The sequence below is a fragment of the Leucobacter sp. Ag1 genome (genome assembly GCF_000980875.1).
In the GTDB taxonomy this organism is placed as follows: domain Bacteria; phylum Actinomycetota; class Actinomycetes; order Actinomycetales; family Microbacteriaceae; genus Leucobacter; species Leucobacter iarius.
The window spans coordinates 20,646-42,918 of the sequence record NZ_LAYO01000081.1; the positions used below are offsets into that span (position 1 = coordinate 20,646).

The following is a 22,273-nucleotide window of genomic DNA, read 5'->3' on the forward strand; positions in this document are numbered from 1 at the left end:
GGAGCATCTATGGACTGGCTGCTGAAGCACCCCCTGACCAGCCCGCGAGTCATGCTCGCCGCGGCGATCGTCATGGGCGTCTTCGCGCTCTATCTGCTGATCCGGCCGACTTGGAAGCGGACCCTGCTCTCGATCATCGGTGCCGTCGTCGGCGCCGGCATCGGCGCGCTCGTATTCTGGTGGGTGGTGGACGCCCAGAACATCTTCGGCGTCGATCTCTCGCAGGTGGTCCGTCTCTGGACGATCATCGGCTTCGCCGGGCTCGGGCTCGCCATCGTGAACCTCTTCAAGTCGCGCTGGTGGCGCAAGGTGATCGCGATCATCGCGATCCCGGCGATGCTCGCGACCTCGGCGGTCGGGATCAACGCCGACTTCGGCGCCTATCAGACGCTGAACGAGGTGATCGGCGGAGTCAAGTACGCCCAGCTGAAGGACGCGACGGGACAGCGGGGCGAGGTCGTGAAGGGCATGGCCGACTACTCCACGTGGCGCGCCCCCGCCGACATGCCGAAGCAGGGGCAGATCGGGCAGGTTCCCATCGTCGGCACCGTGTCGCACTTCAAGGCGCGACCAGCGGTGCTCTATCTGCCGCCGGCCGCGCTTGTGAAGAACCCGCCGGTGCTCCCCGTGCTGATCGCGCTGTCGGGCCAGCCGGGAAGCCCGGGTTCTCCGTTCGCCTCGGCTGCGCTCGGTCGGACCCTCGACCAGTACGCGGCGACGCACAACGGTCTCGCGCCGATCGTGATCTCGCCGGACCAGCTGACCGACCCCGCGGTGAACCCGATGTGCGTTGACTCGAAGAAGTTCGGCAACTCGGAGACCTACCTCACTCAAGACGTGACCAACTGGGTGAAGGCGAACTACCGCGTCAGCAGCGATCCTCGGATGTGGGCCGTGACCGGCTTCTCGCAGGGCGGAACCTGCACGACGCAGCTCGTCGCCAAGTTCCCCCAGCTGTACGGTTCGGGCATCTCGGTCCAGGGCCAGATCGGGCCTATCCTGAACACTGTGCCGAACACCATCGCCGAGGGCTTCGACGGCTCGAAAGCCGCCTACGAGGCCGCGCAGCCGCGCGCGATCATGCAGGCCAACGCACCCTACCGCGACACGATGATGATCTACGGCGTCGGCACCACGGACCACAAGTACACCAAGTACGCGCACGAACTGCATCAGGCCTCGGTCGCGGCGGGCATGGACTCGCAGCTGATGGAGGAGCCGACGGGGCACGACTGGCGCACCGTGACGAGCGTGTTCGAACAGGCCATCCCGATCCTGGCGAAGCGAATGGGGCTCGACGCCGGATGAGCATGGGCAGGCCCGGCGGGGGAGGACGCGGTGGCGGAGGCGGTCGGGTCTCGGCGGCCGATGCCGACGCGCAGCGCGAGCTGAACCGCCAGGCCCCCGTGGTCCCCGATCTCGGGAAGCGCATCATCGCGCTGTTCCGGCCCTATCGCCGGCAGCTCGTCGTGATCGCGGCCCTCGTGCTCGTCGCCGCTGCGCTCTCCGTCATCCCGCCGCTCATCACGCAGCGCGTCTTCGACGATGCGCTGTTCCCCAAGGACGGGCATCCGCAGCTGACGCTGCTCGCCTGGCTGGTCGGCGGCATGATCGCGGTGTTCGTGGCCTCGTCCGGGCTGGGCGTGGTGCAGACGCTGATCACGGCACGGGTCGGCAACCGGGTCATGGGCGACCTCCGCGAGCGGCTGTTCTCGCACCTGCAGTCGATGGAGCTGGGCTTCTTCACCCGGACCAAGACGGGCGTGATCCAGTCCCGCCTGCAGAACGACGTCGGCGGCGTGGCCAACGTGCTGACCAACACGGTCTCGAACATCGTGGGCAACACGGTCACGGTGATCGCCGCGCTCGTGGCCATGCTGATGCTCAGCTGGCAGCTGACCCTGATCGCGATCGTGCTGCTGCCCGTCCTGGTCATCGCGCAGCGGCGGGTCGGCCAGGTGCGGGCCAAGATCGCCGGCCAGACCCAGGAGTCGCTGTCGGAGATGACCGCGATCACGCAGGAGGCGCTCTCGATCTCGGGAGTGCTGCTCGCGAAGACCTACTCGCGCCAGGGCGCCGAGACCGAGCGCTACGCGGCCGAGAACCGCAACCAGATCGGCCTCCAGGTGCGGCTGACCATGAGCGGCCAGGCGTTCTTCGCGATGGTGCAGGTGTTCATGTCGGCCGTGCCCGCGATCGTGTACCTCGTCTCGGGCTGGCTCATCGCCTCCGCCCAGGGGCAGGGGTTCGACGCCGGCATCACGGCGGGAACGATCGTGGCGTTCACCACCGTGCAGTCCCGGCTGCTGTTCCCGATGATGGCGCTGCTGCGGATCGCGCTCGACCTGCAGACCTCGCAGGCCCTGTTCGCCCGCATCTTCGAGTACCTCGACCTCCGCCCCCGGATCGTCGACGCGCCCGACGCGAAGCCGATCCCGGAGGAGCCGGGTCTCGCGGGCCGGGTCGAGCTCGATCGGGTGTCGTTCGCCTACGAGGATGCGGCGGAGGACGCGCAGCCGACGCTCGACCGGGTGTCGTTCGAGGTCGCCCCCGGCGAGTTCGTCGCGCTGGTCGGCGCGTCGGGATCCGGCAAGACGACGATCGGGTCGCTGATCCCCCGCCTCTACGACGTGACCGACGGCGCCCTGCGGGTCTCGGGCGTCGACGTGCGCGAGCTGCAGCACGATTCGCTCATGGCCGACATCGGCGTGGTCACCCAGGAGCCCTACCTCTTCCACGCGACGATCGCGGAGAACCTGCGGTACGGCAAGCCGGACGCGAGCGACGCGGAGCTGGAGGCGGCCGCGCGCATGGCCAACATCCACGCGACCATCGCCTCCTTCGCCGAGGGCTACGACACGGTCGTGGGCGAGCGGGGCTACCGGTTGTCCGGCGGCGAGAAGCAGCGCATCGCGATCGCGCGCGTGCTGCTCAAGAACCCGAGGATCCTGATCCTCGACGAGGCGACGAGCGCGCTCGACACCGTGAGCGAGCGGATCGTGCAGCAGGCGCTCGACGGCGCACGCAGCGGGCGCACCACGATCGCGATCGCGCACCGCCTGTCGACCATCGTCGACGCCGACCGCATCTACGTGCTGGGCGCGGGCCGCGTGCTCGAGCGGGGCACCCACGACGAGCTGCTGGCCGCGGGAGGCGCGTACGCCGAGCTGTACGCGGCCCAGGCCGGACGGGACCGCGTCGGAGAAGTGGAATAATCGGGATCGTGCAGCCGATCACCCAGTCGCACCGGCTTCGCGGTGTGCGGTACGACGTCCGAGGCCCGATCCTGCAGGAGGCCGAGCGGCTCGAACGCGCCGGTCACCGGATCCTGAAGCTGAACATCGGCAACCCGGCGCCGTTCGGCTTCGACGCACCGCCCGAGATCGTCGAGGCGATCCGGGCCGCGCTGCCGCACGCGCAGGGGTACAGCGCGTCGCAGGGGATCCCCGAGGCCCGCGAGGCCGTCGCCCGCCGCTACGTCGAGGAGGGGATCGCCGACGTCGGCCCCGACGACGTGTTCATCGGCAACGGCGTCAGCGAGATGATCTCGCTCGTGCTGCAGGCGCTCGTGAGCCCCGGCGACGAGATCCTGGTGCCCGCGCCCGACTACCCGCTGTGGACCGCGCAGGTGACGCTGTCGGGCGGGGAGGCCGTGCACTACCCGTGCGACGAGGCGAACGGCTGGGTGCCCGACCTCGCCCGCATCGAGGAGCTCATCACGCCGCGCACGCGGGGGATCGTGCTGATCAATCCCAACAACCCGACCGGAGCGGTCTACCCCGCCGGGCTCGTGCGGGGCTTCGCGGCGCTCGCCGAGCGGCACGGCCTCGTGCTCCTCGCCGACGAGATCTACGAGCGGATCCTCTACGACGGCGCGGTGCACGAGCACGCGGCGAAGCACGTGAGCGAGACGCTCTGCCTCACCTTCAGCGGACTCTCGAAGGCGCAGCGCATCGCCGGGTTCCGCTCGGGCTGGGTGGTGGCCTCCGGCAACCGCGCGCGGGCGGCGGACTTCCTCGAGGGGCTGACGCTGCTCGCCAACATGCGCATGTGCGCGAACGTGCCCGCGCAGTACGCGATCCCGGTCGCGCTCGCGCCCGAGTGGCGGGACTCCGGGATCGGCGAGCTCTGCGCGCCGGGCGGGCGGCTGCGCGAGCAGCGCGATACGGCGCACCGTCTGCTGACCGCGATCCCCGGGGTGAGCTGCGCGCTGCCCGGAGGCGCGATGTACCTGTTCCCGAAGCTCGATCCCGAGGTCTACCCCATCGCCGACGACCAGGCGTTCGTGATCGATCTGCTCCGCGCGACGCGGGTGCTCGTGACCAACGGCCGCGGGTTCAACCTCCCCACGCCGGACCACCTGCGGTTCGTGTCGCTGCCCGAGGTCGGCGTGCTCTCCGAGGCGATCGGGCGGATCGCGGAGTTCCTCGAGGGCGTGCGGAACGGGGTGCGGGCGTGAGCGTCCGCGTGCTCGCCGTCGGGAAGAAGCACGAGGGGTGGGTGGTCGACGGGATCTCCCGCTACGAGAAGCGGTTGCGCAAGCCCTTCGACACCTCGTGGCAGCTGCTGCCGCACTCGGCGCGCGACGGCGAGGCGGCCCGCGCCGAGGAATCGGATCGGATCCTCGGGAAGCTCGGCGGCGACGAGTTCGTGGTGCTGCTCGACGAGCGCGGGCGCAACCTGGATTCCCCGGAGCTGTCGCGCGCGCTGCGCGAGGCCTTCGACCGATCGCGACCGGTCGCGCTCGTGATCGGCGGGGCGTTCGGCGTCGACGATCGGGTGCGCGACCGGGCCGACCTCGTGTGGAGCCTGTCGCGCCTGGTGTTCCCGCACCAGCTCGTCCGGCTGATCGTCGCCGAGCAGCTCTACCGGGCGCAGGAGATCGCCGGCGGCCGCCCGTACCACCACGTCTGATCCCGGGGTCCGGGGGGACGGATCGCGCCGCGGTCCGAATGTCAGTGGTCGCGCCTATCGTGTCGCCATGAATCCCTTCCGCATCTCCAGCCGCATCGTCCCCGCAGGCACCATCGCGTCCGGTGCGCCTCCCCCCGAGCCGGTCAAGCTGCGCGCTCCGGTCGCCGTTCCGTGGCGCGTGGTCCACCGCTCCGAGGACGGCGTGGTGGAGGTCGAGCAGCGCGCCGACGGGCCGTTGCGCGCGGTGCGCTTCGCGCTCGCGGGATCCGGGCTGCTGGGGCTGTCGCTCCCGCGCACGGTGTATCCGGGCGAGCGGGTCCGGGCGGTGCTGCGCGGCGGATCCGCGGATCGCGCGGGGACCGCGCCCGACGCCATGCTGGTCCTGCGCTGGTTCCAGCCCGACGGGACGGAACTGCTGTGGCCGATCGCGCTCTAGGTGTCCCACTCGTCGTGGGTCCAGTGCCTGGGCTCGCGGGGCAGCAGCGGGCGGGGCGTGGGCGCCTCCTGCTCATGGGTGCGCGTGGCGATGCTCCGGGTCAGTTCCGAGACCGTCGTGCCCAGCGCCGTTGCGACGCGCACGAGCGTGTCGAGGTTCGGGTTCGAGGTGCCGCGTTCCAGCCGGCCGAGGTTCGAGGGGTGCAGGCGGGCGAGCTCCGCCAGGCGGGTCTGGCTGATCCCGAGCCGCGCGCGCAGGGCCTTGATCCGGGTGCCGACGGCCAGGGACGGGGAGTGCAGTGGGTGAAGATCCATGCCCCAACGCTCGGGGGTCCGGGCACTGCCGCGCACGAGGCGTTTTCGCCCTGTGGAAACCCCTCGGCGGGCCCGGGGTGCGACACGCCGAGGGAACCGTGGACAGAGAATTTCCCCAGGGCCACCCGCCCTGTGGATAACCCGCTCCCGGCGGCGGAAACGCGCCGAAAGTTGTCCCCAGGTCGAGCCTCCCGGCCGTGGATGAGGCGTGGAAAACTACATTCGTGTAACTACAGCATGTTGTGTTTGCCGCTCGTGTGGGACACTAGATGTAGTGCCCCGAGCGGGGTGCGTCAGATTTTAGCGAAGGGCTCAAAATGGCTATCACGGTCTACACGAAGCCGTCGTGCGTGCAGTGCACCGCGACGTACCGGGCGCTCGACAGCAAGGGCATCGAGTACGAAGTCCTGGACCTCTCGCAGGACGAGGCGGCGCTCCAGGCCGTCAAGGAGCTCGGCTACCTGCAGGCGCCCGTCGTGGTGGCCGACGACGAGCACTGGTCGGGCTTCCGCCCCGACAAGATCTCGGAGCTCGCGAACCGCCTCGCCGACTAGCACCGCGGGGAGGAGAGCATGGCCGACCTGGTCTATTTCTCCAGCATTTCAGGAAACACGCACCGCTTCGTCGAGAAGCTCGATCGGCCGGCCCTGCGGATCCCGCTCTACTCGCGGGAGGAGCCGCTGGTCGTCACCGATCCGTTCGTGCTCCTGCTCCCCACCTACGGCGGCGGTCCCGAGACCCGCGCCGTGCCGAAGCAGGTCATCCGGTTCCTCAACGACGAGCGCAACCGGACCCAGCTGCGCGGGGTGATCGCCGCGGGGAACACCAACTTCGGGGAGGCCTACGGCATTGCGGGCGACATCGTCGCCCGCAAGTGCCGAGTGCCGTTCCTCTATCGATTCGAACTCTTTGGAACACCGGACGACGTCACCGCCGTCCGAGAAGGATTGGACCAGTTTTGGAAGCAGCAGTGATGGAGCACGAGTCCTCGAAGGTCAGCGAGATGGATTACCACTCGCTGAACGCGATGCTGAACCTGTACGACGCCGACGGCAAGATCCAGTTCGACAAGGATCGTGAAGCCGCGCGCCAGTACTTCCTGCAGCACGTCAACCAGAACACGGTCTTCTTCCACAACTTCGAAGAGCGCGTCCGCTACCTCATCGACAACGACTACTACGAGAAGGACCTCTTCGAGCAGTACTCGATCCCGTTCGTCGAGCAGCTGACGAACGAGGCGTACGCCATGAAGTTCCGCTTCCCGACCTTCCTCGGGGCGTTCAAGTTCTTCACCTCGTACGCGCTCAAGACCTTCGACGGCAAGCGCTACCTCGAGCGCTTCGAGGATCGCGTCGTCATGGTCGCGCTCGGGCTCGCCCAGGGCGACGAGGAGCTCGCACGCGGCCTGGTCCGCGAGATCGTCTCGGGCCGCTTCCAGCCGGCGACCCCCACCTTCCTCAACCTCGGCAAGGCCCAGCGCGGCGAGCTCGTCTCGTGCTTCCTGCTGCGCATCGAGGACAACATGGAGTCGATCTCGCGCGGCATCAACTCCTCGCTGCAGCTCTCGAAGCGCGGCGGCGGCGTGGCGCTCTCGCTCTCGAACATCCGCGAGGCCGGCGCTCCGATCAAGAAGATCGAGAACCAGTCCTCGGGCATCATCCCCGTCATGAAGCTGCTCGAAGACAGCTTCAGCTACGCCAACCAGCTCGGCGCACGCCAGGGCGCGGGCGCGGTGTACCTCAACGCTCACCACCCCGACATCATGAAGTTCCTCGACACCAAGCGCGAGAACGCCGACGAGAAGATCCGCATCAAGACGCTCTCGCTGGGCGTCGTGGTGCCCGACATCACCTTCGACCTCGCCAAGAAGGGCGAGGACATGTACCTCTTCTCGCCCTACGACGTCGAGCGCGTCTACGGCGTGCCCTTCGGCGACATCTCGGTCACCGAGAAGTACCGCGAGATGGTCGACGACCCGCGCATCAAGAAGACGAAGATCAACGCGCGCCAGTTCTTCCAGACCATCGCCGAGCTGCAGTTCGAGTCGGGCTACCCCTACATCGTCTTCGAGGACACGGTCAACAACGCGAACCCCATCAAGGGCCGCATCAACATGTCGAACCTGTGCTCCGAGATCCTCCAGGTGAACACGCCGACCACCTACAACGAGGACCTGTCCTACGACCAGATCGGCAAGGACATCTCGTGCAACCTCGGCTCGATGAACATCGCGCTGGCGATGGACGGCGGCGACCTCGCCGGGTCCGTCGAGCTCGCGATCCGCGCGCTCACCTCGGTGAGCGACCAGAGCCACATCACGTCGGTGCGCTCCATCGAGGACGGCAACGACCAGTCGCACGCCATCGGCCTCGGCCAGATGAACCTGCACGGATACCTCGCTCGCGAGCACGTCCACTACGGCTCCGAAGAGGGTATCGACTTCACGAACATCTACTTCTACACGGTGCTGTTCCACGCGCTGCGGGCCTCGAACCGCATCGCGATCGAGCGCGACTCCGTGTTCGGCGGGTTCGAGGACTCGAAGTACGCGTCGGGCGAGTTCTTCGACAAGTACACCGAGCAGGCGTGGGAGCCCGAGACCGAGCGGGTCCGCGAGCTGTTCGCGAACGCCGGCATCGAGATCCCGACCCAGGCCGACTGGCTCGAGCTCAAGGCGTCCGTCATGGAGCACGGCATCTACAACCAGAACCTGCAGGCCGTGCCGCCCACGGGCTCCATCTCGTACATCAACAACTCGACCTCGTCGATCCACCCGATCGCGTCGAAGATCGAGATCCGCAAGGAAGGCAAGCTGGGCCGCGTCTACTACCCGGCCCCGTTCATGACGAACGAGAACCTCGCCTACTACGAGGACGCCTACGAGATCGGCCCCGAGAAGATCATCGACACCTACGCCGCGGCGACGCAGCACGTCGACCAGGGCCTGTCGCTCACGCTGTTCTTCAAGGACACCGCGACCACCCGCGACATCAACAAGGCGCAGATCTACGCGTGGCGCAAGGGGATCAAGACGATCTACTACATCCGCCTGCGTCAGCTCGCGCTCGAGGGCACCGACATGTCCGAGTGCGTCAGCTGCATGCTCTGAGGCAGCACGCGCGCAGCGCGCTCCCGCGACGGCGGGCGGTCACCGCACGGTGACCGCCCGCCGTCGGCGTCTGTACGCCCGACCGCGTCGGGTGCGCAAACTGGTGCGCAAATTGGTTCACCGTTCAATCAACTTTGGCAGTACGCTCATTCTTCGCGCCCGCGCACGATCCGTGCCGCGTTCCGGCGTCTGCACTGGGGGAGATATGAACGGGTCGACGAAGACGCTGATCACGTGCGCGCTGGTCGCGCTATTGGCAGGAGGCGGTGGCGCATTCGCCGCGACCGGGCTGATGCAAGCGAACACCGTGCGCGCGGGCGCCGCGCTGCAGGGGTGTCTCGATGCGAGCGAGGGCACCCTGGAACTGAGTTCCGCGGGCGGCGCCTGCGGAAGCGGGACCGTGCCCGTGGTCTGGCAGACGAGCGAAGCCGAGGCCGGCAAGGCCGGTGCGACGGGCGAGAAGGGCGACGCCGGCAAGCCGGGGCCGACCGGCAAGCCGGGCGAAGCCGGGAAAGCCGGAGAATCCGGAACCCCGGGCGTCGCGGGAACGCCCGGATCGACCGGAGCCCCGGGGGCGACGGGGGCGCCGGGCCGCACCGGAGCCACCGGCCAGACCGGGGCACCGGGAGTCGCGGGCAAGGACGGGGCGCCGGGCCAGGCCGGAGCTCCCGGCGCGAAGGGCGACAAGGGAGACCCCGGCGTCCAGGGCGTCCAGGGGGAGAAGGGCGATCCCGGCGTCGCCGGGGCCCCCGGTGCGAAGGGCGACAAGGGTGATCCCGGCCTGCAGGGGATCCAGGGCATTCAGGGCGCGAAGGGCGACACCGGCGATACGCCGTGGGCGACGGTCGGGGAGTGGTCGGCGACGGCTACCTACACCGCCGGCCCGCCGGCATCGCTCGTCGCCTACCAGGGCTCGACCTACGTCGCTGCCCGCTCCTCCGTCGCAGCCGCGCCCGCCGTCTCTCCCTCGGACTGGATCCTCGTCGCCGCCGCGGGTGCGAAGGGCGACAAGGGCGACAAGGGCGATACCGGTGAGCAGGGGCTGCAGGGTGTCCAGGGAATCCAGGGTGTGCAGGGTGTGGTCGGCCTCACCGGCGCCATCGGTGCGACCGGTGTCGCCGGTCAGAACGGTGCGACGCCGTGGATCTTCCGCGGCGCGTTCGATCCGACCGTGACCTACACGGGCACGACTCCCGCGAGCGTCGTGACCTATCAGGGAGCCACCTACATCGCGACCAAGCCGGGCGCGTTCTCCGCGCTGCTGCCGACCGACACGAGCGCGTGGGCCGTGCTCGCGGCGGCCGGAGCGACCGGAGCCCCGGGGGCGACCGGTCCCACCGGCCCGCAGGGCATGCCTGGGCTTCAGGGTCCCTCGGGCAACAGTCTGCTATCGAACTTCTTCGGGCAGAATACCGGCAACGGTCAGCCGGGCCACGGGTCCGGTGACTGCGTCATGGGCGAGGTGTATTTGAGTGCTACGAACCGCACCGACGGCGTGCCGGCCAAGGGGCAACTGGTCTCCATCCAGCAGAACTCTGCGCTCTACGCGTTGATCGGCACCACCTACGGGGGTGACGGGCGCATGACCTTCCAGTTGCCCGATCTCCGGGCGATCGCCCCGAACAACATGACCTACTACATCTGCGACATGGGCATCTTCCCGTCGTTCCAGTAGTGCCACATGATCTTGCGGTCGATGTTCGACTCGACCACAAGATGTAGGTATTCCGGGGCTGTGTCGCGCACCCGCCGAGCTCCGCGAACCGCTACTATTTGATGGAGCCAGTCGGTGATCCGCGAGCCTCGTTCGAGGCTCGCGGATCACCGCGGCGCAGGGTCGTCCCCGTCCTCAGGAACGCGCGCGCGTGCACCGGGCGACCCGAGGTGCGAATCGATAGTGAGCAAAGGGAGCCGATGAACTTCAAGCTGGGGCACGCCGTTCGGGCGATCAACTGGAACCGGATCGAGGACGAGAAGGACCTCGAGGTCTGGAACCGCCTGGTCAACAACTTCTGGCTGCCCGAGAAGGTGCCGCTGTCGAACGACGTGCAGTCGTGGGCGACGCTCACGCCGCAGGAGCAGCTGCTCACCATGCGCGTGTTCACCGGCCTCACCCTGCTCGACACGATCCAGGGCACGGTCGGTGCGGTGTCGCTGATCCCCGACGCGATCACCCCGCACGAGGAGGCCGTCTACACGAACATCGCGTTCATGGAGTCGGTGCACGCCAAGAGCTACTCGTCGATCTTCTCGACGCTGTGCTCCACGCAGGAGATCGACGACGCGTTCCGCTGGTCGGTCGAGAACCCGAACCTGCAGAAGAAGGCGTCGATCATCGTCGACTACTACGAGGGCGACGACCCGCTGAAGCGCAAGATCGCCTCGACGCTGCTCGAGTCGTTCCTGTTCTACTCGGGCTTCTACCTGCCCATGTACTGGTCGAGCCACGCCAAGCTCACCAACACGGCCGACCTCATCCGCCTCATCATCCGTGACGAGGCGGTGCACGGCTACTACATCGGCTACAAGTTCCAGAAGGGTCTCGAGAACGAGACCGAGGAGCGCCGTCAGGAGCTCAAGGACTACACCTTCTCGCTCATGTACGAGCTGTACGAGAACGAGGTCAAGTACACCGCCGACCTCTACGATCCGGTGGGCCTCACCGAGGACGTCAAGAAGTTCCTGCACTACAACGCGAACAAGGCGCTCATGAACCTCGGCTACGAGCCGATGTTCCCCAAGGAGATGACCGACGTGAACCCGGCGATCCTGTCGGCGCTGTCGCCGAACGCCGACGAGAACCACGACTTCTTCTCGGGCTCGGGCTCCTCGTACGTCATCGGCAAGGCCGTCGCCACCGAGGACGAGGACTGGGACTTCTAGAGTCCACGTTCTAGACAGACTCTGACAAGAGTCGACCGGGAGGCCCGGATCCGCAGGTTTCTGCAGATCCGGGCCTCTTTTCGTGCCTCCTTCCAAAGAACAGAGGAGGACGGATATGAACGTCAGTAGTCGTTGGGTATGGCACGCGGGTGGCACGCCCGCACCTTCCAGGAGAGAGCGGGGTGGCCTGCCGACCGAAATTCGGTCCCGGCGTGCCACCGACCTCGTGCCACAGCGTGCCATAGGACGCCTAGCAACCCGCGAGAAAATCCTGATAGGGAGCCACTTTTGGGAGGTCATGGCCTCTAGTGGCACGCAGTGGCACGACGGTTCGCGTGAGTCCGCTCGAGACCAGCGGAGGACACGATGAGCGCCACCAAGACCCGGGAGTCAGCAGCAGTCAGGCGTGAGAGCTGGGGGAGCCTTCGCAAGCTCCCCTCCGGCCGGTGGCAGGCCCGATACCCCGCGCCCGACGGTGAGATGTATACCGCCCGGACAGAGGACGACAAGCCGCTGACGTTCCTGACGAAGACCGACGCCCGCGCGTGGCTCGCAGGCGTTCACACGACGATTGCCCGTCAGCAGTGGGAGCCGCCCTCGGTGATTGCCGCTCGCCGCCGTGCGGCAGCGGAAGCAGAGCAGGCGCGGTCCATCGGATTCTCCGAGTACGCGGAACGGTGGGTGGCCTTCATCCGTACGGAGCCGAACCGTAGCGGCAGGAAACGTGCCATCGCGACCGTCCGCTCTTACAAGAGCAAGGTCGACGGGTACCTTGTCCCGGAGTTCGAGGACACCCCGATCCGGCAGATCGACGAGGCGCGTATCCGGCAGATGACCGATCGCCTCGACGCGATCCCCTCGCCGCTGAACCCGAAGTCGAAGTTCAACGGCATCACGCGGCCGGTGCTGATCGTCCTCATGATGATCCTCCGCCAGGCAGCCCGAGACGGGATCATCCCCGCTGCGCCGAACATCTCGATCCCGAAGCAGGAGGTTGTGCGGCACGACGCCGACCACGATGAGGACGAAGACGTTGCAAGCCCCGAGCAGGTCGAGGCCTTGTATGAAGCAACCCCGGAGCACTGGGCGATCATGGTGCTCTTCGCCGCGTGGTGCCAACTGCGCCGCGGGGAGTGCCTGGGCTTGCAGCGCAGGGACATAGAGTGGCACGACGACGCCACCGCGACCTTGCATGTGCGCCGGCAACTGAACGCGAACACCGGCGACTATGACGAGAGGCTGAAGAGCGACGCGGGCAGACGGACTCTCAGCATCCCGAAGCTCATGATCGGCCGCCTCAAGGATCACCTGCGGGACTACGTCGCGGCGGAGGCCAAAGCGCCGCTGATCCCTACGAACGTCCGTGGCAGCGTTCCTCTGTCGAACACCCGATGGGGCTACGTGTGGGCTGATGCTCGAGACGGTGTCGCTGACCTCCGGCCGCGATTCCGGTTCCATGATCTCCGTCACACGGGCTTGACGATCTTCGCCCAGGAGGGCGCAACGCTCGCAGAGCTGATGCGGCGAGGCGGCCACGCCGACATCCGAGTCGTTCTCCGCTACCAGCACGCCACGATGGCCCGCGATCGTGAGCTCGCGGACCGTATGAGCGATCGCGTCCAGGAGCGGATCAACGCGGCCAGGAAGGCATGAGAGTCGCCGTGGGACAGCCATGGACACCTATCAGGAGAAAGAGTTCATCAACAAGGGAGGCACCGCCATGGCCGTTCACGATCGTTCACAGTCCCCAGCGCTCAAGCTGATCTCGCTGGCCGTCGCCGCCGACACCTACGGATTGTCGATCAAGACGCTGCGCCGCCGCATCTCGGACGGCACCGTGCACGGCTACCGCGTCGGCCGCCTGATCCGCGTCGACCCGGACGAACTCCGCGAGAAGCTGCTCATCGAGATCCCCTCAGCGAAGTAAGCGCAAAACCAAAAGTGTGGGTGGGCCTGAAGAGGCCCGCCCACACTTTCTTGCGGTTCACCGTCAGCTCAGACCGGCAACGGCTCGTCGCGCAGGAACGCCGCTTCCGCTTCCGCGCGGCGGGTGACGTCTTCGACGACGAAGTCCACGAAGTCCTCGTCACGGTCAGTGATCGGAGTCTCTTCACTCGCCGGGATCGGATCTTCGCCGGGCCAGACGGTTTGCCGTGAGGGGCGGTCGCGGTCGAGGCGGGTGCCGGCGATCTGTACCCATTCGCGTAGCCGGGTCCGGGCGGCGGCGAAGTCGGTCATGAATGAGATGGCTCCGGCGGCGTCCTGCTCTGGGTCGTAGCAGCCCAGCCACCGGGTGTAGAGAGCGGAGAGCTCCCACACGAGTTCCGGGTGGCGGTGCCACAGGGGAGGGACGATCTGCGCGGGGAGGGCGAACTCGTGCCGGAGCCAGTTCACCCATTCGTTGAGGTCGAGCCATTCGTGCTCGGCGTCGTCGGAGGATAGGGTGCGCCAGTTAATCGGGCGAGGCACGGGCGGGAGGTCATCGCTCCCGCCCGTGCCTGCCCGTGGGCCACCGTCCCGTCTCTCGCCTTCGTCGAGTTCCTCGTCCTCGTCTTCGTCTTCGTCCTCGATGTCTGGTTCGTCGGACTCGGGCTCGAAGTCCACGTCCGGGTCGCCCGGTTCGGGGTTCTGGGTCGGGTCGTTATCGGCCACGTCACTGTCCTCCGGTAGGGTTATCGGCCGACGGCTTCCATCGCGGGCGCTTCGGCCTCTCGCGTGGTGGTGGGGGTGGGTGAGCCGAGCTGTGCTGCTCGGTCGGGTTCCTCACGCTCGGCCTCGCGCCCGACTTCGCGGTCCGCCTGGCGGTCGGCTTCGCGTTCGGCCTGACGCTCAGCGGCGGGCCGGCGGTCGATCGTGAAGTCCGTGATGTTCGGGTCGGGGGCGATGCGCTTGGCGACGAACTGCTCATCGGTGCGCTCCTCACCGTTGACGTCGCGTGTGTACTCGCGGGTGTAGCCCTGCGCGACGATGTCGTCGCCCTTGACGTAACGGTCGGCGGACATCTCGGCGGACTTCCCGAACTGGATCAGGTCGTGGTAGGTCGGGTCGAGCTTACGGAAGGACCCGTCCTGCTGGGGCTCGTAGTGGTTGATGCCGACGCGGGCGTAGAAGCGCGCCTGCCCGGATTCGGAGAAGGTTAGGCGGGGATCGGCGGAGATGAAGCCGTTGATCGCCTGCGAGGTCTTGATCGCCATGAGAACTGAGGTCCTTCCTGATAACAACGAAACTGTCTGGTGCCCCCGCGGTTGAGCGGGAGACACCAGACAGGTGCGCAGGTCAGACCCCAGACGACGGACAGAACCGGTTTCAGGACGTGTGCAGGAGCGCCTCGATCTCCTTCCGGTCCGTCTTCAGCTGCGCGGCGTCCTTGCGGGCAGGCCACGCGCGTAGGTCGGTGATGATGGGGCGGGCGGTGCGGAGCATCACCACCCCGATCCCGAACGGCAGCGTGCGGATCACATCTGGAGGCATGATCGCCACCCGGCGGATCGAGCGCTGCGCGGAGCGGTGTCCCTGCTCGCCGATGGTGACGGAGTCGGTGATCTCGTCCCTTTCCCCGATCAGCGCGGACAGGTCCTGCAAGTCTCGCGAGTTCGATGCGCCGCCGAGGATGACTTTCACGATCGATGCGTCCCACAACGCGTTGGCATTGTTCTCCCCCCACTTCTCCCGCGCCTGCGCCAGGGACTGCAGCACCGGCAGAGTGGTGATCCCCGTGCCTCCGCCTTCTGCCATGAGCGTCGGCAGCGACGGCAACGGAGCGAGGTTCCCGATCTCATCCAGGGCGAGAAGCATCGGCGGGTCCAACCGTGTTCCTGGTGAGGTGGCGGCGATCTTCCGGGCGGTTTCGACGAGGTCTTCGATGAACGCGGCCACCAGCGCCGAGGACGCCCCCGCCCCGGCGCCGGTGGCGAGCAGGTAGAGGGTGCCGCGTTCCCGGATGAACGTCTCCGGGTCGAACCGGTCGCGCGGCCCCGGTGTCACGGCCGCCAGCACTCGCGGGTCGGCGAACGCGCTGAACGCGAGCGAGACGCCCTGCCAGATCGAGTCGCGCGTCTTGGGGTCTGATTGCAGCATCGCATCCAGTGAGTCCGCCCAACCGGCCGCTGCCTGGGGGTTGGATTGCAGGACGCGCACCGCGTCTGCGGCGGCGGCCGGGTTCAGTGCCCACTGGTACAGGGTGGCGGCGTCCCGCCCGTCGAGGGCCGCGGCGTGGAGGAGCCCTTGGATGGCGGCGGCGGTCTTCCCCTGCCAGAAGTCACCACCGGACACGGACCCGAAGTTCGTGGCTGTGGCGAGGCCGGTGGCGCGGATCATCGCTGTCAGCGGGTCCTCGCATCCGCGGACCGGTGACCACTTCATGCCCGCGGGGAGTCCTTCGGCGAGATGCTGCGGGTCGAACACCGCGACTGGTCCGACACGCTGTCGGGCCTTCAGCGTCGCGGTGAGGTTGTCGGGCCGGGTGGAGGTGGTGATGACGGCGCCGGGGGCATCGAGGATCGCGTTGATGACAACGTGCAGCCCTTTGCCCGAACGGGGCGGGCCGATCAGCAGGATGGAGTCCTCCACGGTCGCCCACACCTCCTGCCCTTTCGACCGGCCGAGGAGGTAGCCGACGTCCTCGGGGGACGGGTCTTCCAGCGAGGGCCGGAACGTGCCTGCCCGTTTCGTGAGGGCCTTCGTTCCTGCGGCTTTGGCGACATCGCGCGCAGTGGCGATTCCTTGGAGCAGGCGCGGGTCTTGCGCACGGGTCTCCTTCGCGCGCGCGATGACCCGCCACACCCACCACGCGATAACCCCGAGGAGCGCAAGCGCCACGGCGAGGACCAGCCAGTACACGACCGGGCTCAGGCCCGGCGCGCCGATCGCCTCTCCCGGGGCGGCCGGGGTGAGCAGCACACCCAGCCCCGTGGAGGGTCCGCCGGTGGGTTGCGGGAGCCCCGTGAGGAAAGCCGCAGCACTACCGGCGGCGCGGAGCAGCCCGGCGAGCACCGCGAACCCTGCCAAGGCCGCAAGGCCCAGATTCGCGAGCACCTGGGACGGCTGATGCGGGTTCATCCCAGGTCCCCGACGATGTGGGTCGTGCCGGAGATGCGACCGAACAACAGCACCTCGCTTCCCGCTGCGAGCTCGCGTTCCTCGACCAGATGCCGCACATGCCCGTGCCCGTCCGCCGAGGAGTGCCGGACGATGACGGCGAGGGCGACGTCCTCCCCAGGCACGTATCCGTCCCCGGTCGCCTCATACAGCACCGGCATCTCGCCCCTACGCGCTGATGCTTCGGTCTCCGGGGCGACGGCGGGTGCGGGTGCCGGTGCGGGCGGGGTGAGGACATCGGTGTAGGTGGTGCCGTCGTGCTCGATGATCTCCACCCGCACGGGCGCCTTCCGTCGGCGCAGGACCTCGTCGATCAGCCCGCCGAGCGCGTGCCTTCCGACCGGTTCCCCGGTGATAGGTCCGCCGTCGAGGGCGATGCTGATCTGGTTGTTTGCGTCTACCCGGACGACGAGGTGTGGGAGTACGATGGGCACCACGAGATCCCCACCGGTGTCGCCTGTCGTGGCGCGGTTGCGGCGGGAGCGGCGTGAGGGTGCAAGTTCGCTCATTTTTGCCGCCCGATCATGCGCGTGGTCGTGTCGAATGTGGACAGCTCGTCCGGGTGCAGCTGATGCTGGACGGCGAAAGATCGCTCCTTGATCCGCCACAGCCCTTGCCCGGTGCCCAGGCCCGGCAGGAGGGACTGTTCGGTGCCGGTGAGGCCGAGCGCGGTTGCGGTGGTGCCGAGCTGGTCGGCTTCCTGCCGGTAGATGATCCGCGTCTCCGCGTTCGCCAGTAGGGATGACGCCAGGGCGCGCATCGCGGACCCGCTGTCGCCGACGTTGTCGAGGTCGGTGAGCTTGTGGAAGATCAGCATGTTCGCGATCCCGTAATGCCTCGCCAGCCGCCACTGCGCGTCCATCCGCTTGAGCAGCGCGGGATGGGACATGAGACGCCACGCTTCGTCGTAGATGACCCACCGTTGCCCGCCTTCGGGGTCCAGGAGGGCCGATTCCATCCACGCCGACGAGCAGGTCATCAGTACCGAGATGAGGGTGGAGTTCTCCGCCACTCGGGACAGGTCCAGGGAGATCATCGGCAGGGACGGGTCGAAGGTGACCGTGGAGGGCCCGTCGAACAAGCCCTGTAGGTCCCCGGCGACCAGGCGCCTCAGTGCGTGCCCGACGAGCCGGCCGTCCTCGGCGAGCCGTCCGTCGGTGTCGTCCGTGCTGTCGGGGGTGAGGATGCGGTCCACGATCATCGGCAGGATCGGGACGTCGTTGCGGGCGACGACCGCTGCGAGGGCGACGTCGATCGACGTGTGCTCCAATGGTGACAGCGACCGCTCGAGGACGGTCTCGGCCAGCGCCCCGATGAGTTCCCGCCGCCGGGAGGCGACCTGCGTGGTCCATTCGATGTCTGTCAGGCCGGACGGGCGGTGGCCTTCGTCGAGTGGGTTCAGCCGGTTCCGTAGCCCGTGGCCGAGGACGATTGCCTTGCCGCCGACAGCTTCGGCGACGGGCGTGTGCTCGCCTTTCGGGTCGCCGGGGACGTAGACGCGACGCCCGAACGGAATCGACCGCGTGTACAGTGACTTCGCCAGCGACGACTTTCCGGAGCCGACGATGCCGGCCAGGACGATGTTGGGGGCGGTGATGATGCCGCGCTTGTACAGCTCCCACGGGTCGTAGACGAACGACCCGCCGGAATACATGTCCTGTCCGACGAACACGCCCTCCGGCCCGAGTCCGCCTTCGGCGAGGAACGGGTACGCGCCGGCGAGCGCGGCGCTGGTGTCCTGATGGGAGGGAAGCCGCAGCCCTCGGTGTGAGCGGAGCGCGGCGGGACCGGGTTCACCGGACCGGGGGAGGTAGGTGGTGGCGCGGCGCTCGGCCTGCTCCGCCTCCCACCGGGCGCGGGCTTCGGCCTTGCGGGCGGCGATGTCCTCCGCCTGGATCTGCGCGGCGGCCTTCCGGCGGGCGCGACGCTGCTTGCGGTGCTCGGACTCCGGTCCGATCAGCACCGTCGAGTACACGCGACGTTTCGGGGTGCTCACAGCACGACTCCTTCCTGCACCCGCCCGGGCAGGCGGCGTGCAGGAAGGAGGTGCGGGGCCGACACCCCAGGGTCAGACGGTGCGTGCGAGCGGCAGGGCTGCCGCAGTGAACGCCTGCGCCTGCTGTCCGACCAGCCGCCTGGTCTCGCAGGAGGCTTGGATGGCGGCCTGCTCGATCTTCGAGACCGCCGCTTCCAGCTCGTCCGGGGTGGGAGCGCTGACGGAGATCAGCCCGGTGTAGCGGAGGATGCCGTGACCGCTGGTGAGGTCGGCTTCCTGCTGCAGCACGTCCTGGTACTCGGCGGACTGCTGGGCGTCCTCGACCTGCCCGATCTTCTGGCGTTGTGCGGCGTCGGAGATGTACTCGACCTTCTTCTTCCGAATGTCACGGGCTGCTTGATCCGACCTGATCGGGGTACACAGCAACGAAAACGATCTCCGTACCCCGGAAGCGAGGAGCATCGGGGACAGGAACCCCGGATACACGAGCGACCGGGGCCATTCGCTGACCCACAGCACCGCATGGTGTGCGCTGTCGGAGCGCAGCCCGTTCCAGGTCTCCTCCAGCGCAACCGGTCCTGCCGTGGCGAGGTCTTGCCCGAGGTTCCCGGAGCGTTCCAGGGTCGCGGCGATCGCCGGGTCGTACGCGGAGCGCAGGATCACGGCGAGCTGGCCGGGGGTGAGCCATCCGGTGGCTTTCAACTCGGCGGAGTGGAGTGCTGCGGTGAGGGTGTTCATCTCTTGCCGCAGCACGGCGGCTGCACCCTTCATGCCGCCGCCGGCGGTACGGATCGCCCGGGCGGCGGCCTTCATGTCCAGGGCGAGGGAGATCGTCGTCGCGTGCCGTTCCCCGGCAGGGCCTGCCCGGTCGATGAGCTCGGCGTAGGTGCGCGACGTCCACGACTCGTCGTCGGGGTTGCCGTGCTCGGCCCACCATTGCGCCAGCCCGGTCCCGGAGTCGGGGAGGGTGCGCTCCAGCACTTGTAGGCGGGCGATGCGCCCGGACCGGCAGCATGTCGCAAGGACTCGCCCCCAGCTGGTCACGCGGCGTTCCTGCTCGCCAGGGTCCAGGAGCACGAACGCGGGATGGGTGACTTCCAGCAGTGCCGTCAGCGTGGCCGCGTAGGGGTGATGCACCATGACCGCCCCGGTGATCGGGTCTTCGTACTGACGCAGCGCGGCCATATCCCCCGGGAGCGCGAGGGTCCCGGCGGGGCGGGGCTTGACGACCCGCATCCGGTAGATCGTCTGCTTCACGGTGACCCGCCACAGCCAGTGCATCCCGACGGGTAGCCACTCGACGGTCTTGCGGCCCGCGATCGGGACCCAGGTGATCGCCAGGCAGGTGACCCAGATCGGGGCGGTGTAGGCGAGGATCATCCCGCCTCCCGCGTACAGCGACCCGATGAACGCCAGCCCGGCGATCGCGAGCGCGATCACCTGCGATAGCGATAAACCGAGGATGAGGCCCCTCCGGGTGAGGCGGGAGAACTTCACCGCCGTCAGCGGGTAGTCGTCTTTCGTGTTCTGCGGTTTCGCCACGGATTACTCCTTCCCTTCGGGCGCCGTGTTCGGTGGCGGCGGGTCCTTCGGCGGCGGCGTCGACGACGGGCCAGACGATGCCGGTGGTGTGCTGGACGGCGGGCCCTGCGGTGCCGATGGGTCAGACGGCGGGGGTGCGTTCCCGGACGGAGGCGGGGCGCTGTCCTGGCCGGCCGCTGCCGCCTGGTCCTCTGCGGCACCGCCGATCGCACCGCCGAGCTTGGGGCCGGCTGTGGCGGCTTCCTTGACGGCCGCCGCCGCGACGACCGCGACTGCGGCGGGTCCGGCTGCAGCCGCACCTCCCGCAGCAGCACCGCCTCCCGCAGCAGCCCCGCTACCACCGGCAGCACCACCGGCTGCGCCGCCCCCGGCCGCAGCGCCGCCTCCGGCTCCACCGGTACCAGCGGTCGCACCGCTCCCGCCGTCCGGGGGCGGGGGCGGCGTGCCGCCGCCTCCACCACCCCCGCTGCCGGGCGGTGGGCCATCGCCTTGACCTTTCCCGTCGAGGACTTTCTGTGGGCCGTCGCCAGCGGGCTTGGACGGAGTGGGCACGGGCCGGTTCATGGACTGCTTGGCCTCTTGCTCCGCGCTCATCGCGTGGTACATGTCAAATCCGATGAAGGAGATGAACTTGTAGACCATGTAGGGCGCGAACGCGGCGACGAACATGAGCACGATCCCGGCGATGGGGTCGGCGATAGATGCCAGGTCGAAGTCGATCGGCTGGGAGACCTGGGTGATCGCGACGAGGAACACCACGACGAGGACGAGCTTGGACAGGATCAGGGCGATCACGAACGACACCCATTTCCCGAACCAGCCGCGAGTGACGTCCCAGCTCGCGCCGCTGATCGCGATCGGTCCGAGCACGATAGCGACGAGCAGCAGCGCTTTGCGGATCAGGAGTGAGAACCACACGATCGCCGCGGCGGTGATCGCGAGGCCGGCGAAGAAGATGGTGATGATCGCGCCGACACCGGGGGCTGTGAGGTTGATCGCGGTGAGTCCCGCGGCGAGCAGGGCGATCTTGTCGCCCATCGCTTCCATCGAGTTGCCGGTGGCTTGGATGATGCCGATCGTCAGCTGGTCGGTGATCTCCAGCAGCGTCGCGGTGAGCGTGATGATGAGGAACGACCCGAGCACGCTCTTGCCGAGTCCGAGCGCCGCCCGAGAGAGCGCGGTGGGGTCTCGGCGGATGAGGCCGGTGATCAGTTGCAGGCAGAAGAACACGAGCATGATCAGCACGGCGACGCCGAAGAGGATGTTGTAGACGCCGACGTACTCCGGGGACTGGACGTCGACGAGCGTGGTGGTGTCGAAGACGTACCAGACGCCTTCGAACAGCCAGGCGCTGGCTTGTCCCATTGCTTGGGCAAGCCAGTCGAACGGGGCCGCGACGAGCGTCGCGGCCCCTTCTCCGACGGCGTCGCAGACGTTCGAGATGACCGGGACGTCGCACAGTGCCATGACGGGTCTCCTTCCGGGACGGGGCGGTAGAGGGGCCGTTCAGACGGCCTGGCCGACGTTCCAGAAGAAGTTGATGAGGGCGACGCTCGCGCCGCAGATGATCGCGGCCCCGCAGGAGACGAGGACGCCGATCTTTCCCCGCCCGGCCAGATGCGGGTTGCTGCTGTTCGCGCCGAAGCCCCAGATGATCGCCGAGATGATCAACGCCAGGACGCTGAGGATCAGGCCGACCGTCATCACGGCGCCGACGATGGTGCGCAGCTGGGCGATGCCGGGCAGCCCCGAGCTGTTGGGGTCGATATCGACCTGCATCGGGACGAGTGCGGCCAGGTGAGGCAGGACAGTGGTGGTGAGATCGAGAACGGCGGACACGGGTGCTCCTTCATGAACCAAGCGGGGATACCCGGCCCGCATCGGCCGGGTATCGCACAGGTGCGCTCCCCGCACCCCACGGCGCAGGAAGCGAGGGCGGTGGAGCCCCGTCGCCTCCACCGCCCCCGCCGGTTCTTCGCGTC

The 22,273-nt window shown here is 68.1% G+C and carries 21 protein-coding genes; 12 read left to right on the top strand and 9 right to left on the bottom strand.

Going from position 1 to position 22,273, the window contains the following annotated elements; translation table 11 throughout:
• Positions 1-9: 9 nt before the first annotated feature.
• From XM48_RS04955 to XM48_RS18440, 5 genes are all read left to right on the top strand, one after another.
• The gene (locus XM48_RS04955) at positions 10-1,308 is read left to right on the top strand and encodes an alpha/beta hydrolase-fold protein (protein WP_052961303.1); all 1,299 of its coding nucleotides are present in this window, start codon (positions 10-12) and stop codon (positions 1,306-1,308) included.
• Positions 1,309-1,310: 2 nt separating this feature from the next.
• Entirely contained in the window at positions 1,311-3,215 is a 1,905-nt protein-coding gene (locus tag XM48_RS04960; RefSeq protein ID WP_046454691.1) for an ABC transporter ATP-binding protein, read from the top strand.
• Between the two features lie 8 nt (positions 3,216-3,223).
• Entirely contained in the window at positions 3,224-4,459 is a 1,236-nt protein-coding gene (locus XM48_RS04965) for a pyridoxal phosphate-dependent aminotransferase (RefSeq protein WP_046454692.1), read from the top strand.
• Complete coding sequence (locus XM48_RS04970; RefSeq protein WP_197074146.1) at positions 4,456-4,914, top strand: 23S rRNA (pseudouridine(1915)-N(3))-methyltransferase RlmH; 459 nt, start codon at positions 4,456-4,458, stop codon at positions 4,912-4,914. The genes XM48_RS04965 and XM48_RS04970 overlap by 4 nt, the downstream gene beginning before the upstream one ends.
• Positions 4,915-4,981: 67 nt before the next feature.
• Entirely contained in the window at positions 4,982-5,350 is a 369-nt protein-coding gene (locus XM48_RS18440) for a hypothetical protein (RefSeq protein ID WP_052961304.1), read from the top strand.
• On the opposite strand, the gene XM48_RS04980 is transcribed toward XM48_RS18440, so the two are convergent.
• Complete coding sequence (locus tag XM48_RS04980; protein WP_052961305.1) at positions 5,347-5,664, bottom strand: helix-turn-helix domain-containing protein; 318 nt, start codon at positions 5,662-5,664, stop codon at positions 5,347-5,349. The two genes, XM48_RS18440 and XM48_RS04980, sit on opposite strands and share 4 nt — an antisense overlap.
• Before the next feature lie 317 nt (positions 5,665-5,981).
• Here XM48_RS04980 and nrdH point away from each other — a divergent pair, with 317 nt between their 5' ends.
• The 7 genes from nrdH (at position 5,982) to XM48_RS05015 (ending at position 13,583) form a co-directional block, all read left to right on the top strand.
• A complete protein-coding gene (gene nrdH, locus XM48_RS04985; RefSeq protein ID WP_046454693.1) occupies positions 5,982-6,218 on the top strand; it encodes a glutaredoxin-like protein NrdH in 237 nt (78 codons plus the stop codon).
• 18 nt (positions 6,219-6,236) lie between these two features.
• Positions 6,237-6,638 carry a class Ib ribonucleoside-diphosphate reductase assembly flavoprotein NrdI gene (gene nrdI / locus XM48_RS04990; RefSeq protein ID WP_046454694.1) on the top strand — a complete coding sequence of 134 codons (402 nt, stop codon included), beginning with the start codon at positions 6,237-6,239 and terminating at the stop codon, positions 6,636-6,638.
• Positions 6,638-8,773 carry a class 1b ribonucleoside-diphosphate reductase subunit alpha gene (gene nrdE, locus XM48_RS04995; protein ID WP_046454695.1) on the top strand — a complete coding sequence of 712 codons (2,136 nt, stop codon included), beginning with the start codon at positions 6,638-6,640 and terminating at the stop codon, positions 8,771-8,773. Before nrdI ends, nrdE begins: the two co-directional genes overlap by 1 nt.
• Positions 8,774-9,065: 292 nt before the next feature.
• Complete coding sequence (locus tag XM48_RS05000) at positions 9,066-10,448, top strand: tail fiber protein (RefSeq protein ID WP_052961306.1); 1,383 nt, start codon at positions 9,066-9,068, stop codon at positions 10,446-10,448.
• Positions 10,449-10,687: 239 nt separating this feature from the next.
• On the top strand, positions 10,688-11,656 hold the full coding sequence (nrdF, locus tag XM48_RS05005) for a class 1b ribonucleoside-diphosphate reductase subunit beta (protein WP_046454696.1): 969 nt from the start codon (positions 10,688-10,690) through the stop codon (positions 11,654-11,656).
• A 366-nt stretch (positions 11,657-12,022) separates the two neighbouring features.
• Complete coding sequence (locus XM48_RS05010; protein ID WP_046454697.1) at positions 12,023-13,309, top strand: site-specific integrase; 1,287 nt, start codon at positions 12,023-12,025, stop codon at positions 13,307-13,309.
• 67 nt (positions 13,310-13,376) lie between these two features.
• Positions 13,377-13,583: a helix-turn-helix domain-containing protein gene (locus XM48_RS05015; protein ID WP_046454712.1), complete on the top strand. Its 207-nt coding sequence runs from the start codon at positions 13,377-13,379 to the stop codon at positions 13,581-13,583.
• A 68-nt stretch (positions 13,584-13,651) separates the two neighbouring features.
• Here the strand turns inward: XM48_RS05015 and XM48_RS05020 are convergent, their stop codons facing one another.
• The 8 genes from XM48_RS05020 to XM48_RS05055 form a co-directional block, all read right to left on the bottom strand.
• Positions 13,652-14,227 carry a hypothetical protein gene (locus tag XM48_RS05020; RefSeq protein ID WP_369699849.1) on the bottom strand — a complete coding sequence of 192 codons (576 nt, stop codon included), beginning with the start codon at positions 14,225-14,227 and terminating at the stop codon, positions 13,652-13,654.
• A gap of 101 nt (positions 14,228-14,328) precedes the next feature.
• Positions 14,329-14,850, bottom strand: a complete 522-nt coding sequence (locus tag XM48_RS05025) for a single-stranded DNA-binding protein (protein ID WP_052961307.1) — start codon at positions 14,848-14,850, stop codon at positions 14,329-14,331.
• Between the two features lie 112 nt (positions 14,851-14,962).
• The gene (locus XM48_RS05030; protein ID WP_046454698.1) at positions 14,963-16,714 is read right to left on the bottom strand and encodes a type IV secretory system conjugative DNA transfer family protein; all 1,752 of its coding nucleotides are present in this window, start codon (positions 16,712-16,714) and stop codon (positions 14,963-14,965) included.
• Positions 16,711-17,262: a hypothetical protein gene (locus XM48_RS05035; RefSeq protein ID WP_156174928.1), complete on the bottom strand. Its 552-nt coding sequence runs from the start codon at positions 17,260-17,262 to the stop codon at positions 16,711-16,713. Before XM48_RS05035 ends, XM48_RS05030 begins: the two co-directional genes overlap by 4 nt.
• Positions 17,259-18,749: an ATP-binding protein gene (locus tag XM48_RS05040; protein ID WP_046454700.1), complete on the bottom strand. Its 1,491-nt coding sequence runs from the start codon at positions 18,747-18,749 to the stop codon at positions 17,259-17,261. The genes XM48_RS05035 and XM48_RS05040 overlap by 4 nt, the downstream gene beginning before the upstream one ends.
• A gap of 72 nt (positions 18,750-18,821) precedes the next feature.
• The gene (locus XM48_RS05045) at positions 18,822-20,291 is read right to left on the bottom strand and encodes an SCO6880 family protein (protein WP_046454701.1); all 1,470 of its coding nucleotides are present in this window, start codon (positions 20,289-20,291) and stop codon (positions 18,822-18,824) included.
• 3 nt (positions 20,292-20,294) lie between these two features.
• Entirely contained in the window at positions 20,295-21,758 is a 1,464-nt protein-coding gene (locus XM48_RS05050) for a type IV secretion system protein (RefSeq protein WP_046454702.1), read from the bottom strand.
• Between the two features lie 39 nt (positions 21,759-21,797).
• On the bottom strand, positions 21,798-22,070 hold the full coding sequence (locus tag XM48_RS05055; RefSeq protein ID WP_046454715.1) for a DUF6112 family protein: 273 nt from the start codon (positions 22,068-22,070) through the stop codon (positions 21,798-21,800).
• Between the last annotated feature and the right edge of the window lie 203 nt (positions 22,071-22,273).